This window comes from Streptomyces sp. NPDC088725 (assembly GCF_044751305.1).
Classification (GTDB): domain Bacteria; phylum Actinomycetota; class Actinomycetes; order Streptomycetales; family Streptomycetaceae; genus Streptomyces.
The window spans coordinates 108,168-121,045 of the sequence record NZ_JBIVLO010000014.1; the positions used below are offsets into that span (position 1 = coordinate 108,168).

The following is a 12,878-nucleotide window of genomic DNA, read 5'->3' on the forward strand; positions in this document are numbered from 1 at the left end:
TACGGGGCGGGCCGCGCGGAGCCGGTGCCCGCGCCGCCGTCCCGCCATGTCCCCGTCATCGCCCGCGCCGGGCCTTGCGGGCGCGGCGCACCAGAGCGGCCGTACCGAGCAGCGCGACCGTCGCGCCCGCCGCTCCGGCCGCGGTCGCGTCCTTGCGGCCGAGCCGGCGGCCGGCCACGGTGTGGCGGCCCTCGACCTCTTCGAGCAGCGCGGCCAGGACTTCCTCGTTGGTCCACCGGGGCCGCCAGCCCGCGTCGTGCAGGCGGCTGACGCTGACCACCCAGGGATGCATCGTGTACGCGAGATCCCCCGCCGGCGAGGGGGTGAGGCCGATCCTGTGCAGCCGCGCCGCCGCACCCAGAGCGACGGCAGAGGGCAGCTCCATCCGGCGGATGCCGCTCAGTTCCTCGACCTCCTCCTGTTCCAGCCAGCCGTCACAGCCGACCGCGAACTCGCCCTCGGCCTTTTCCAGCGCGGCGTACTCCAGCGCGCTGACGAGGTCGTCGACGTGGCAGAACTGCCAGGTGGGACGGGATCCCGCGACGACGAGCAGCCGCGGCGACTCGAAGTAGCGGGTGAGCGCGGTGTCCGTACCCCCGACCAGCACGGCGGGCCGTACGACCGTGACGTTGAGCCCGGGGTGCGCGCGGGGCGCGCGGCGGCCCAGCCGCTCGATCTCCAGCAGGTCGCCGACACCGGTGGCCTCGGCGGTCGCGCGGAGTTCGGCGTCCTCGGAGAGCGGGATGTCGTTGTCGGGCAGCGCCCCGTAGACCATGGCGGAGGTGCAGAGCACGACCCGGTGGACCCCGGCGGCCGCGGCGGCGGTGAGCACGGTCTGGGTCCCGCGCACGTTGTAGGCCGTACGAGCGGCGGCGTCGGTCTCCAGATCGAGGTCGAGCGCCAGATGCACCACCACGTCCGCGCCGCGCAGCTTCTCCGCGATGGCCGGGTCGCGGACATCGAGGGTGTGCCACCGCGCCGCCGGTACGTCACCTCTGCGCTCGTCGATGGCGATGACCTGCTTGATCGCCTCGGAGGCTGCCAGGCGTCTGGTGAGGAGGTAACCGACGCCGGTGGCGGCGCCGGTGACCGCGACGACGGGGCCGCGGGACGGGGTCGGGGTCGGGCGGTTTCGCGCTGCGCGAACCTGCGGATCTGGGGAACTCACCGGGCGTCTCCAGCGGTTGTCTTCAGTACGTGAGCGAATGACGCGTACGTACCAGGTGACGCCCATCCTGCCGCAGGCCCGCGGCCGCCGAAGCACCGAGCCCGGTAGCCACCCGGGTGTCGGAGCGGTGCGCCGGGACGGGCGGCGCGCGACACCGCCCGTCCCGGCGCGGTGACGTTGAGGTCCTGTCCGACGGATATTCGTGGATCGGCCCGGGGCGCCCGGTGCGGTGCATCGCAAGGCGGAGGATCATTCTTGTACTGGACGTACTCGGATGAGTCCGACAACGCGGCGAGGTGCCGTGCCAGGCGTTCCGGGCCCGCGAAGGTCCGCCGGACAGGGCCTAGGCTGGGTGGTGTAGTCGGGCAGTCGCCGTCGGCGCTAAGCCGGCGGCCCAACGAGCCGAGGAAACCCGTGAGTGACACCCCATTCGGATTCGGCCTTCCGCCGGAGGAGCCGGAGGACGGCGACGGCAAGAAGAAGGACCCTGCCGGAGGTGGTCAGGGTGCGGGCGGCGGCTCGGGCCCCGGCAATCCCTTCGGTAACTTCGGTTTCGGACTGCCGGGCGGCTCGGGCGGTGGGGACAACCCCTTCGCAGCGATGTTCGGTTCGATGAATCCGAATGATCTGGGGGCCGCCTTCCAGCAGCTCGGCCAGATGCTCAGCTTCGAGGGCGGTCCCGTGAACTGGGACATGGCCAAGCAGATCGCCCGGCAGGTGGTCGCGCAGGGTACGTCCGACGGCACGAAGGACGCGAGCGTGGGTCCGGCCGAGCGCGCGGCGGTCGACGAGGCGGTCCGGCTGGCCGATCTGTGGCTGGACGGCGCGACCTCGCTGCCCTCCGGCGCCCATACGGCGGTGGCGTGGAGCCGCGCCGAATGGGTCGAGGCGACGCTGCCCGCGTGGCAGCAGCTCGTCGACCCGGTGGCGGAGCGCGTGGGCGCGGCCATGGGTGACGTACTGCCGGAGGAGATGCAGAACGTCGCCGGTCCGCTGATCGGCATGATGCGCTCCATGGGCGGCGCGATGTTCGGCCAGCAGATCGGTCAGGCGGTCGGTGTGCTGGCCGGAGAGGTCGTCGGCTCGACCGATGTCGGGCTGCCGCTGGGCCCCGCGGGCAAGGCCGCGCTGCTTCCGCTGAACATCGAGGCGTTCGGCAAGGACCTCGGTGTCCCCAAGGACGAGGTCCGGCTCTACCTGGCGCTGCGCGAGGCCGCTCATCAGCGGCTCTTCGCGCATGTGCCGTGGCTGCGTTCGCACATGTTCGGCGCGGTCGAGGGCTACGCGCGCGGGATCAAGGTCGACACCTCGAAGCTGGAGGACGTGGTCGGGCAGTTCGACCCGAGCCATCCCGAGGAGCTTCAGGAAGCGCTCCAGCAGGGCATGTTCCAGCCGGAGGACACCCCCGAGCAGAAAGCCGCGCTGGCCCGGCTCGAAACGGCGCTCGCGCTGGTCGAGGGCTGGGTGGACGCGGTGGTGCACGAGGCCGCGAAAAGCAGGCTGTCGGGCGCGGACGCGCTGCGGGAGACGCTGCGCAGGCGCCGGGCTTCCGGCGGTCCCGCGGAGCAGACGTTCGCCACGCTCATCGGGCTCCAGCTGCGGCCGCGCCGGCTGCGGGACGCGGCCCGGCTGTGGGCCTCGCTCACGGACGCGCGCGGGGTCGACGGGCGGGACGCGCTGTGGGAGCACCCGGACATGCTGCCGACGGCTTCCGATCTGGACGACCCGGACGGCTTCGTCCACCACGAGCAGCTGGACTTCTCGGAGCTGGACAAGATGCTGGGCGAGGCGGCCGACGGCAAGCCGGACCTGAAGAAGCGCGCTGCCGAAGACACCGGCGAGACCGGCAAGCACACCGATGGTGACGCGAACGGCGACACGGACAGCGACACGAACGGCGACAGCGACAAGTGAGCCTGCATGACGACGCGGTCCTCGTGCTGAAGAGCTACGAGGACCAGGAGGCGCTGCGCCTGTCCTACCTGGAGCACTTGGCGGCCCGCCCGGACGCCATGTGGAAGGCGTGCGGCGCCGGGCATCTCACGGCGAGCGCCCTGGTGGTCGATCAGGACCGGGGCCGCGCGCTGCTCACGCTGCACAAGAAGCTGGGCATGTGGCTCCAGATGGGCGGCCACTGCGAGCCCGGCGACCGCACACTGGAGGAGGCCGCGCTGCGTGAGGCGACGGAGGAGTCCGGAATCGCGGGGCTGACGCTGCTGCCCGGCGGGCCCGTACAGCTCGACAGGCACCCCATCCCGGCCCCCTGCCACCAGCATCTCGATGTGCAGTACGTGGCGCTGGCCCCGGCCGGCTCGGTCGAGCAGATCAGCGAGGAATCACTCGACCTGCGCTGGTTCGGCTACGACGAGGCGGCGGAGATCGCCGACGGGTCCGTCGCACGCCTGGTGGCCCGTACGCGCGCGGCGCTGGCGGAACGGGCCTGACCACCGGGCGGGCGGACATCGGGCGGACCTGGGACGGGCCGTTGGGCGGACCTCGGGCGGGTGGTTCTCACCGGAGACCGCCCCGCCCGAGGTCTGTTCCCGGTCGGCTCCAGGCGTAGTCCGGGTAGTTCCGGTACTGACCGCGCGCGCCCTGGACGGCCCGCGCCGAACTCCGCCGCAAGGCCCTGTCGCAGGTGACGGGCGGTCATTCTCCCGGTGCGGCGGGCTGGTGGGGCATGCGCTCGGCCGCGACCACGCCTTCGAGGAATCCGCGGGCACGCTCGGTGCGCGGGTATGCCTCGAGCAGCCGCCAGAAGCGCGGGCCGTGTCCCGGTACGAGCAGATGGGCCAGCTCGTGGAGCAGCACGTAGTCGACCACGTACTCCGGCATTCCCTGGAGCCGGTGCGAGAGCCGGATGCTGCCCTCGGCGGGGGTGCAGGAGCCCCAGCGGGTGTTCTGGTTGGTCACCCAGCGCACCGAAGCGGGTCGCGCCCGGCCGTCGAAATACTGGCCGGACAGCCGCTCGGCGCGCTCGGTCAGCTCGGCGTCGCCCAGCGTGCGCTTGCTCTCCTGCGCGGCGAGCTTGTCGAGCATCACCCGCACCCAGCGCCGCTCCTCCGCCTCCGACATGCGGGCGGGGATCAGAACGATGGTCCTGTCGCCCTCGCGGTAGGCCGAGACGGTCCTGCTGCGGCGGGCGCTCCTGCGGACCTCGACAGCGCTCGTCCCGAGGCGAGGGGAAGGATCGACGGACACGCCACGACGTTACCCGCTGTATGGGCGAGAAGTCCCGTCTCCTGGGCTGTTCCGCGTTGATCCATTTCGCACCATGCACCATTTGAACGACTAATGACCTGACCTGTGGATAACTTTCCGCACCGATCAGCGGCTCCCTGCATTCTGATCACGGAGATCGAAGCGACCGGCAACGACCGATGACAGATCGACGGGGAGACCGACATGCATCCGACCGATATGCATCCGATGGTGAAACCGGCGCTGCGGCGCGCGTGGCGGGAACGGCAGACGGTGCAGTTCGGGATCACGCCCGCGCACGCGGTCCTGGTGGGGCCGGTCGATACGGCCACAGGAAGTTTTCTGGAACTGCTCGACGGGACGCGGGGACTGCCGAGACTGCGGGAGGAGGCCCGCGCGATGGGGCTGCCGGAGCACCAGGCGGATTCTCTGGTGCAGCGGCTGACGGCGGCGGGGCTGATCGACGACGCGACGGCGGGCGGCGGCGCGGTCGAGGAATTACGGAAAAATGGGGTCGGGCTGGAGCGGATGCGTCCCGATCTGGCGTCACTCTCCGTCGTGCACCGCGAACCGGGTGCGGGAATACGGCGCCTGGCGGCGCGGCGGTCGATGCGGGTCCAGATCCGCGGGGCCGGCCGGGTCGGTGCAGGCGTCGCCGCGCTGCTCTCGGCCTCCGGAGTGGGGCGGGTCGATGTCCTGGACAGTGGATGTGTGGAGGCCTCGGATGTGGCGCCGGGCGGGCTGCCGGACGGGTCGGTGGGTGAGCGCAGGGACACGGCGGCCGGACAGCTCGTGCGGCGGTCGGCGCCGGGTGGGCGGGTGCCGAGGGCGGCGGAGCGGGTGCGTTCCTCGCCCGGGGGCGAGCCCGCGCTCTCACTGGTGATCGTCGCTCCCCGGGACGGGCTCGCGGCCTACGCCCCTGATCCGGTGCAGGCGGAGCCCTGGGTCGCCACGGGCACTCCGCATCTGTACGCGGGCGTGATCGAGGTCACAGGAGTGGTGGGGCCGCTCGTACTGCCGGGCGGCACGGCCTGTGCGGGCTGTGTGGCACGGGAGCGCGCGGACCGCGATCCGGGGTGGCCGCGGATGCTGGCGCAGTGGCGGTCGGGGCGCCGCGCGGCAGCCGTGCCCGCCTGTGATGTGGCGCTGGCGGGCACGGTGGCGGGGCTGACGGCAGCTCACGCGCTGTCCTTCCTGGACGGCGAGCTGCCCGCGAGTACGGGGGCACGATGGGAGGCATCGTTGCCGCTGCTCGACTGGCGATCGGAGCGGATCGTGCCGCATCAGGACTGCGCCTGCGGCGCCGCCGGGAAATCGGAGGGGGAGCGCATCGCCAGGACTGGGGCTGGGCACGACACAATGGTGAGGTAGCCGCCGTACATGGCGTGGCATGGCTGTCTGGGATCAGGGCGTGTTGCGAAAGTAGCGCGCCGTCCGCCCGGAGGGCAGGACGGGACTTTCGCAAATACTGCCTAGGAGGGGCGCAATGTCTGATCTTCCCCGGAAGGCGGTCACCCGTACCGCGAAGTTGGCCTCACTGCCGATCGGCTTCGCCGGCCGGGCCACATGGGGCATCGGCAAGCGGATCGGCGGGAAGTCCGCCGAGATCGTCTCCCGGGAGCTGCAGCAGCGCACGGCCGACCAGCTCTTCAAGGTGCTCGGAGAGCTCAAGGGCGGCGCCATGAAGCTGGGCCAGGCGCTGTCGGTCTTCGAGTCCGCGCTGCCGGAAGAGGTGGCGGGTCCCTACCGGGCGGCGCTCACCAAGCTCCAGGAAGCGGCGCCGCCGATGCCGGTCCGCACGGTGCACGCGGTGCTGGCGGAGCGGCTGGGCGAGGACTGGCGTGACCTGTTCCTGGAGTTCGAGGACACGCCTTCGGCGGCCGCCTCGATCGGACAGGTACACCGGGCAGTGTGGCATGACGGGCGCGAGGTCGCGGTCAAGGTGCAGTACCCGGGGGCGGGCGAGGCACTGCTGTCCGATCTGTCGCAGCTGAGCCGGTTCGCCCGGCTGCTGGGGCCGCTGATGCCGGGGATGGACATCAAGCCGCTGATCACCGAGCTGCGCGACCGGGTGTCGGAGGAGCTGGACTACAGCCTGGAGGCGGAGGCCCAGCGGGAGCACGCGGAAGTGTTCGCGGGCGATCCCGATGTGGTGGTGCCGGATGTGGTGCACCAGAGCGAGCAGGTGCTGGTGACGGAGTGGATGGAGGGCACGCCGATGTCCGACATCATCGCCAACGGCACTACCGAGCAGCGGGACCGTGCCGGTCAGCTGCTGGCCCGGTTCCTTTTCTCGGGTCCGGCGCGTACCGGTCTGCTCCACGCGGATCCCCACCCGGGGAACTTCCGGCTGCTGCCCCCGGCAGAGGCGGGAGAAGGAGAGGCGGAGAGGTCGGAAGGTTCCGAAGGGGAGAACGGCCCGCGCGGCGAGTTCCGGCTCGGGGTGCTGGACTTCGGCACGGTGAACCGGCTGCCCGGCGGGCTGCCCGAGATCATCGGTGAGGCGCTGCGGCTGGCGCTGGAGGGAGAGGCCGAGGCGGTGTACGACCTGTTGCGGCGGGAGGGCTTCGTCAGGGAGTCCGTCGATCTCGATCCCGACGCGGTGCTGGACTACGTGCTGCCGATCATCGAGCCGGCCGCGGTCGAGGAGTTCACCTTCTCCCGGACCTGGATGCGCAACCAGGGCACGCGGATCGCCGATCCCCGTTCCCCCGCCTACCAGTTGGGCAAGCAGCTGAACCTGCCGCCGTACTACCTGCTGATCCACCGCGTCACTCTCAGCACCATCGGTGTGCTCTGCCAGCTCAACGCGACCGTGCGGCTCAGGGACGAACTCGAAGGCTGGATGCCCGGGTTCGTGCTCGAAGACGAGGAAGAAACAGAAGAGACAGAAGAGATGGAAGGCGCGGAGGAGACTCAGGGAACTGACGAGGCTCAGGGAACTGAAGAAGCGAACGGGACGCCGGAACCGGGCGAGGCGGAAGCCTGACGTCCGGTGCGACGCGGGGGCCGGTCGGTGAAGACCGGCCCCCGGCGAGGGAACTGACGGGCAGCCGCCGGAGCAGGCAAGCCGTTACTGCATGACGGCCATGGCCAGCGCGCGGCGGGCGCGCAGCGAGATACGCTCGGCGCGCCGCTGCATCCGCCGGCCGGCGACCAGACGCACGGACCGGCGTTCCGCGTCGGCTTCGCGCATGCGTTGCTCCATATGGGCGCGAGCCATGGCTTCTGGGATGAGTTGCATCTCGCGGGTCCTGTTCTGACGCGAATCGTTCGCGCCCATGGGAGAGACAGCCGGGGTGGCGGAGCCTGACGGCTCGCTCGCGGAAGAGGTCATCGGAGCCTGCTTCTGGGGATCGTGCGTGTAGGGACGGTCAATGGTTCCGGTGACGTTCATGCCGCGACCGGGTTCTTGCGCGGACGGCCGCGCGGCCGCTTGCGTGCGACGACCACGCCCTGGACGAACAGTTCGCCACCCCAGACGCCCCACGGCTCACGCCGCTCTTTGGCCCCGGCGAGGCAGGCCTCGACCAGCGGGCAGGTGCGGCAGAGCGACTTGGCGTACTCCACGTCGGCCGGGGACTCGGCGAAGAAGACTTCCGGGTCGTAGGCGCGGCAGGGAACGGGTACGCCGAGGTTCTCGATGGCGTCGTCGAGCGCGGTGAGCGCGGTGAGGGGGATCAAGGTGGAGTCCTCCGTGAGGCCGGGCGGGGTGATCTTTTCGGAAGGCGGTACGGACGGGGCGTGCGCTTCGAGTTGCACGGGAGGTAGTTCCTCGTCTGGTCGGTCCGGCCTGTTGGCCGGGTGTCGGCTTGGGTACCAGGTGTTTCTTGTCCCGAGGCCCCTTCAGCACCGTCTTTCCCGTTCGGGAAAAACAGAAGGGCCGCGGATCCCGGGTGGGGTTCCGCGGCCCTGAAGGCGCCGGCCTGATGGTCGATCAGGCTGGATCACTCCAGGGTTCGAGCCCACGGAAGGCCCACATCGTGTGGTGCTGATTCTTGATTTCGGCACCGGTCGCCGCGGCTGCGCCGACCTTGGCCGCTGCTGTCGCTACTCCTGCTTCCAGTGCCTCTCCCGGTCGCTCATCGCGCACCCGGACGGGACGAACGGGCAGACCCGAGAGGGCGGTCGTACGCGCGGCCGAGCCGGCGGACAGACCAGTGGCGATGAGTTCAGAACCGCAGAAACCGAGCGTGCGGACGGAGACGACCGCGAGATCGGTAAATTTGACGGTGCTGACGGGGCTGATGTCATAAATGCTGATCACTGGAATCGCCTCCTCTCGGCGTCTCGGGTGACGGGCCGAAGCCGGTCACATGTGTGCGGTTGGTGCTTTGGACAAAGTAGAGCACGGGGACTGGGCTTCTCAGAAGCCCGCCGTTCCCGTGGTTAAGAACCTATGGGGCTTCCCCGGGCCCGCGCAAACTATTTTTTCGACGAGTTCGCATCAGCTTTTCCCGCGGTCCTCCACACCCTCTTCACCTGCGCAGATGGCCAGCACATCCGCTCCGAACCGGACCAGCTTGCGACTGCCCACCCCTGGGATCTGAGCCAACTCGCCGTCGCTGCCCGGCACCGCCTCGGCGATTGCCATCAGTGTCTTGTCCGTGAACACGCAGTAGGCGGGCTGGCTCAGCTCCTCCGCCCGGTCCGCGCGCCAGTCGCGCAGCCGCTCGTACAGCGCCTCGTCCATGTCCGAGGGGCAGTCCTCGCAGCGCATGAGCTTCATCTCGCCGGCTTCCGTGAGCGTCTTCCCGCACACCCGGCACCGCGCGAGGGCGCGGCGCTTGTGCCGCGCGCCGGCGCCGCCCCGCTCGACGGATCCGCCCGAGCCGACGGCCACGGCCCGGACACCGGCCCCCGACGTGCCGGGACGCAGCCCGTTCAGGAAGCGGGTGGGGCGCCTGGACGCCCGGCCGCCGGGCGTCCGCGAGAGCGACCAGGAGAGTGAGAGATGCAGCCGCGCCCTGGTGACCCCGACGTAGAGGAGCCTGCGCTCCTCCTCAACCTGCTCGTCGGTCTTGGCGTACGTGATCGGCATCATCCCTTCGGTGAGCCCGACCAAGAACACCGCGTCCCACTCCAGGCCCTTCGCGGCATGCAGCGAGGCCAGCGTGACGCCCTGCACCATCGGCGCGTGCTGCGCGGCCGCGCGCTCGTCCAGCTCGGCCACCAGATCGCCGAGCGTCGCCGTCGGCCTGGCCCTGACGAAGTCCTCGGAGAGCCGGACCAGGGCTGCCAGCGACTCCCAGCGGTCCCGGACCGCGCCGGATCCCGTGGGCGGCTCGGTCGTCCAGCCCTTCGTGGAGAGCACCGCCCGTACCTGCGACGGCAGGTCCACGACATCGTCGAGCAGGGAGTCGTTGCCCCCGAAGCGGGCGGCGCCGCGCAGCGCGGCGCCCGCCTCCCTGACCTCCTGACGCTCGAAGAAACGCTCCGCCCCGCGCAGTTGGTACGGCACTCCGGCATCGGCGAGCGCCTGCTCGTAGACCTCGGACTGCGCGTTGATCCGGTACAGCACGGCGATCTCCCCGGCCGGGACGCCCGCCGCGATCAGGTCGCGGATCCTGCGGGCGTTGCCCTCCGCCTCGCTGGGCTCGTCCGCGTACTCCGTATAGACCGGATCGCGCCCCGGCTCGCGCTGTGAGATCAGCTCCAGGCGGTGTTCGGCCGCGCGGCCGCGCGCCTGGTTCAGCAGGCCGTTGGCCAGGTGGACGACCTGCGGAGTGGAACGGTAGTCCCGGACCAGCTTCACGACGGTGGCGCCCGGGTGCCTCGTGCGGAAGTCGAGCAGGTGATCGGGGGTGGCGCCGGTGAAGGAATAGATCGTCTGGCTCGCGTCACCCACGACGCACAGGTTCTCCCGGTCTCCGACCCACAGCTCGAGCAGCCGCTGCTGGAGCGGGCTGACGTCCTGGTACTCGTCCACCACGAAGTGCTGGTACTGGCCGCGGATCTGGTCCGCGATGTCCGCCCTGTCCTGGAGGATGCCGACGGTCAGCAGCAGTACGTCCTCGAAGTCGATCACCGAGCGGTCGCGCTTGAGCTGCTCGTACATCGCGTAGATCTGGCCGATCTCGGCCGGGTCACGCGGGGCGTCGCGGTGGGACTTGGCCACCTCGGCCGGATAGTCCGCCGGCACCGTCTGCGTGACCTTCGCCCACTCCAGCTCGCCGGTGACATCCCGCAACTCATTGCGGTCCAGCCGGATCCGGCAGCGCGCCGCCGCCTCCGCGACCACCTGGACCTTGCGCTCCAGGAGCCTCGGCAGCTCACCGCCGACCGCTTTCGGCCAGAAGAACTGCAACTGCCGCAGGGCCGCCGAGTGGAACGTGCGCGCCTGGACGCCGCCCGCCCCGAGCTGCCGCAGCCGTCCGCGCATCTCCCCGGCAGCGCGGTTGGTGAAGGTGACGGCCAGCACACCGGCGGGTGGCAGGATCCCGGCACGCACCCCGTACGCGATCCGGTGCGTAATGGCGCGCGTCTTGCCCGTACCGGCACCGGCCAGCACGCACACAGGGCCGTGCAGCGCCGTCGCCACGGCCCGCTGCTCGGGGTCGAGGCCTTCGAGCACCGCGTCGGCGTCGCGGGGCGGAGGCGCCATCTGGCCGCCGTCCGATTCCAGCGAGAAGAGTGAGGAGTGCGTTGCTGCTGTCACCCCGCCATGCTGCCAGGTCGCCGGAGGCAGCCGCGGCGGTTGTCCACAGGGGAGGCCCGCCGGTCATACGAACGTGACGGAGATCCCGCTACGACCGGTGTGGGAATGGTGACCGGCCCTTGTACGTTGCCCCCTACGCGGAGGACGCATCAGGCCGAACAGAGGAGCGCGAGAGACCATGCCGGGCACTGTGACGATGTACAGCACCACGTGGTGCGGATACTGCCGTCGGCTCAAGGGCCAGATGGACCGCGAAGGAATCGCGTACACCGAGATCAACATCGAGCAGGACCCGGAGTCGGCGGCCTTCGTCGAGAAGGCGAACGGCGGCAACCAGACGGTGCCGACTGTCCGGGTAGTTCCTGCCACTGGTGGCGACGAGGTCGTGATGACGAACCCGAGCCTCGCCCAGGTGAAGCAGGCTCTCGCAGTCTGACGCTCTCCAGCGCGGCGCCCCCTCTGGTCAAGGTCACCGGAGGGGGCCGCTCTGCATGTGGGGGAAGCGGGCAGCGAGCCCGCGCACAGCCAGTCACCCGCCGTCAAGACAGGCCGCCGCAGTCCTGTGCGGCGCCTCGCCGGGGTACTTCATGCAACAACGTGCATACCCACGTTCGCGCATGGACGCCCGAGCGTGCCCCTCATACGGTCGCGTCCAGCGGCCCAACCGGGGTTACGAACAAGGGGGTTTCGATGGCACGCGAAGAGCTGACTCGGCTTACCGGGAACGGGAATGGGGAGTGCGACGAAGACGACTGCCCGAACGTGTACCGCACGCAGCTGGGAACGTTCGTCGTACAGGGCGACACGTCCGACGCCTTCATCCCTCCGCAGGGGGAAGGGCTTGTGGAGATTCCCGAGAGCGTTCTTCGGGAGGCTGTTCGTGCTCTTGGATGGTGACGAGTGGCGGGCGATGCTCCGGGAGTTCCAATCGGAGGCACGGCGCTTGGAGACTCTGCCCCAATGCCTCGTACCGCAGGAATCCGGAGAGCTCGAAGCCTTCCGGGCCGGTAAGCGAATCGACCCGCACACCTACTCGTCCGCATACACAGAAGACCTGAAGCGACTTCGCGGTGAAGGGAAGCGCAAGGGTCGCGTGCACATCGTGACTCGGCCGCTCCGAATACCTGCGCTTCGAGTTCTCCCGGTACTACGCCCCTCACGTACTTGCCGGAGAAGACGTGCGAATCCTCAACGTGACGGACCGAGAGAATCCACTGCCGGGCGTGCGGGATTTCTGGATGTTCGATCACTCGACGGTCGTTCTCATGCACTACGAGAACGATGGGACGCAGATCAGTCGCGAACTGTACGAGGGTGAGCCGACGGACTTCATCGAGTTCCAGCATATCGCCATCACTGAATCGATTCCCTTCCTGAAGTACGTGAAGGAGTGACGTTCGAAGCCGAGCAGCTTGGCGAGTCCGGTCCGGAACTTGCTTCGCTACTCCGAGATCTACGCAAGCGAGCCGGTCTCTCCGGGGATCGGCTCGCGGCGCGCTGCAACATGTCTCAGTCCAAGGTGAGCCGGATCGAGAACGGCAAGACGCGTCCATCCCTTGTCGACGTGGCACAGATCCTGAGAGCTTTTGAAGCACCACCGGAACTGGTCGCCGAGGTTTCCGCACTCGCCAGGCTGGCCAACACCGAGTGGCGGAATCTGCGAGAGTCACGCCGTAAGGGGCTGGGGACACGGCAAGCGGAGTTGAAGGCGCTCGAAGCGTCCTCGACGCACATGCGCTACTTCCTGCTCTCGATGATTACCGGGCTACTGGCCACGCCGGAATACGTACGGGCCAGCCTCGCTCACTCCCCGGCAGATACGAGCAAGGCGGTAGCGGGGAAGCTGTAACG

General features: G+C 69.8%; 13 protein-coding genes and 1 pseudogene. 8 read left to right on the forward strand and 6 right to left on the reverse strand.

The window, feature by feature from the left end; all coding sequences use genetic code 11:
* Positions 1-55: 55 nt before the first annotated feature.
* A complete protein-coding gene (locus ACIP6N_RS27930; protein ID WP_401820078.1) occupies positions 56-1,168 on the reverse strand; it encodes an SDR family oxidoreductase in 1,113 nt (370 codons plus the stop codon).
* A 414-nt stretch (positions 1,169-1,582) separates the two neighbouring features.
* Here ACIP6N_RS27930 and ACIP6N_RS27935 point away from each other — a divergent pair, with 414 nt between their 5' ends.
* Both ACIP6N_RS27935 and ACIP6N_RS27940 read left to right on the forward strand, forming a co-directional pair.
* Entirely contained in the window at positions 1,583-3,082 is a 1,500-nt protein-coding gene (locus ACIP6N_RS27935) for a zinc-dependent metalloprotease (RefSeq protein WP_401820079.1), read from the forward strand.
* On the forward strand, positions 3,079-3,612 hold the full coding sequence (locus tag ACIP6N_RS27940; RefSeq protein WP_401820080.1) for an NUDIX hydrolase: 534 nt from the start codon (positions 3,079-3,081) through the stop codon (positions 3,610-3,612). Before ACIP6N_RS27935 ends, ACIP6N_RS27940 begins: the two co-directional genes overlap by 4 nt.
* A gap of 205 nt (positions 3,613-3,817) precedes the next feature.
* Here the strand turns inward: ACIP6N_RS27940 and ACIP6N_RS27945 are convergent, their stop codons facing one another.
* On the reverse strand, positions 3,818-4,369 hold the full coding sequence (locus ACIP6N_RS27945; protein ID WP_401820082.1) for a M48 family metallopeptidase: 552 nt from the start codon (positions 4,367-4,369) through the stop codon (positions 3,818-3,820).
* Between the two features lie 219 nt (positions 4,370-4,588).
* Here ACIP6N_RS27945 and ACIP6N_RS27950 point away from each other — a divergent pair, with 219 nt between their 5' ends.
* The gene (locus ACIP6N_RS27950; RefSeq protein ID WP_401820155.1) at positions 4,589-5,740 is read left to right on the forward strand and encodes a ThiF family adenylyltransferase; all 1,152 of its coding nucleotides are present in this window, start codon (positions 4,589-4,591) and stop codon (positions 5,738-5,740) included.
* 115 nt (positions 5,741-5,855) lie between these two features.
* The gene (locus ACIP6N_RS27955; protein ID WP_401820084.1) at positions 5,856-7,358 is read left to right on the forward strand and encodes an ABC1 kinase family protein; all 1,503 of its coding nucleotides are present in this window, start codon (positions 5,856-5,858) and stop codon (positions 7,356-7,358) included.
* Positions 7,359-7,442: 84 nt separating this feature from the next.
* On the opposite strand, the gene ACIP6N_RS27960 is transcribed toward ACIP6N_RS27955, so the two are convergent.
* From ACIP6N_RS27960 to ACIP6N_RS27975, 4 genes are all read right to left on the reverse strand, one after another.
* On the reverse strand, positions 7,443-7,766 hold the full coding sequence (locus ACIP6N_RS27960) for a hypothetical protein (protein WP_401820085.1): 324 nt from the start codon (positions 7,764-7,766) through the stop codon (positions 7,443-7,445).
* Positions 7,763-8,131, reverse strand: coding sequence for a WhiB family transcriptional regulator (locus tag ACIP6N_RS27965; protein ID WP_401820087.1), 369 nt, complete (start codon positions 8,129-8,131; stop codon positions 7,763-7,765). The genes ACIP6N_RS27960 and ACIP6N_RS27965 overlap by 4 nt, the downstream gene beginning before the upstream one ends.
* Positions 8,132-8,306: 175 nt before the next feature.
* The gene (locus tag ACIP6N_RS27970; RefSeq protein WP_401820089.1) at positions 8,307-8,636 is read right to left on the reverse strand and encodes a hypothetical protein; all 330 of its coding nucleotides are present in this window, start codon (positions 8,634-8,636) and stop codon (positions 8,307-8,309) included.
* A gap of 180 nt (positions 8,637-8,816) precedes the next feature.
* Complete coding sequence (locus tag ACIP6N_RS27975; RefSeq protein ID WP_401820091.1) at positions 8,817-11,027, reverse strand: ATP-dependent DNA helicase UvrD2; 2,211 nt, start codon at positions 11,025-11,027, stop codon at positions 8,817-8,819.
* Positions 11,028-11,205: 178 nt separating this feature from the next.
* Here ACIP6N_RS27975 and ACIP6N_RS27980 point away from each other — a divergent pair, with 178 nt between their 5' ends.
* The 4 genes and pseudogenes from ACIP6N_RS27980 to ACIP6N_RS27995 all read left to right on the forward strand — a co-directional run bounded on the left by ACIP6N_RS27980 (position 11,206) and on the right by ACIP6N_RS27995 (position 12,876).
* On the forward strand, positions 11,206-11,463 hold the full coding sequence (locus tag ACIP6N_RS27980; protein ID WP_361736080.1) for a mycoredoxin: 258 nt from the start codon (positions 11,206-11,208) through the stop codon (positions 11,461-11,463).
* A gap of 254 nt (positions 11,464-11,717) precedes the next feature.
* A complete protein-coding gene (locus ACIP6N_RS27985) occupies positions 11,718-11,924 on the forward strand; it encodes a hypothetical protein (protein WP_401820093.1) in 207 nt (68 codons plus the stop codon).
* Positions 11,908-12,421, forward strand: a pseudogene (locus ACIP6N_RS27990) (DUF6879 family protein). Before ACIP6N_RS27985 ends, ACIP6N_RS27990 begins: the two are co-directional and overlap by 17 nt.
* Positions 12,418-12,876 carry a helix-turn-helix domain-containing protein gene (locus tag ACIP6N_RS27995; RefSeq protein ID WP_401820095.1) on the forward strand — a complete coding sequence of 153 codons (459 nt, stop codon included), beginning with the start codon at positions 12,418-12,420 and terminating at the stop codon, positions 12,874-12,876. Before ACIP6N_RS27990 ends, ACIP6N_RS27995 begins: the two are co-directional and overlap by 4 nt.
* Positions 12,877-12,878: the final 2 nt, after the last annotated feature.

Excerpts from the sequence above, each read along its gene's own strand:
- ACIP6N_RS27955 (WP_401820084.1), top strand. The coding sequence starts at position 5,856 with ATGTCTGATCTTCCCCGGAAGGCGGTCACCCGTACCGCGAAGTTGGCC.
- ACIP6N_RS27985 (WP_401820093.1), top strand. The coding sequence starts at position 11,718 with ATGGCACGCGAAGAGCTGACTCGGCTTACCGGGAACGGGAATGGGGAG.
- ACIP6N_RS27960 (WP_401820085.1), bottom strand. The coding sequence starts at position 7,766 with ATGAACGTCACCGGAACCATTGACCGTCCCTACACGCACGATCCCCAG.
- ACIP6N_RS27980 (WP_361736080.1), top strand. The coding sequence starts at position 11,206 with ATGCCGGGCACTGTGACGATGTACAGCACCACGTGGTGCGGATACTGC.
- ACIP6N_RS27950 (WP_401820155.1), top strand. The coding sequence starts at position 4,589 with ATGCATCCGATGGTGAAACCGGCGCTGCGGCGCGCGTGGCGGGAACGG.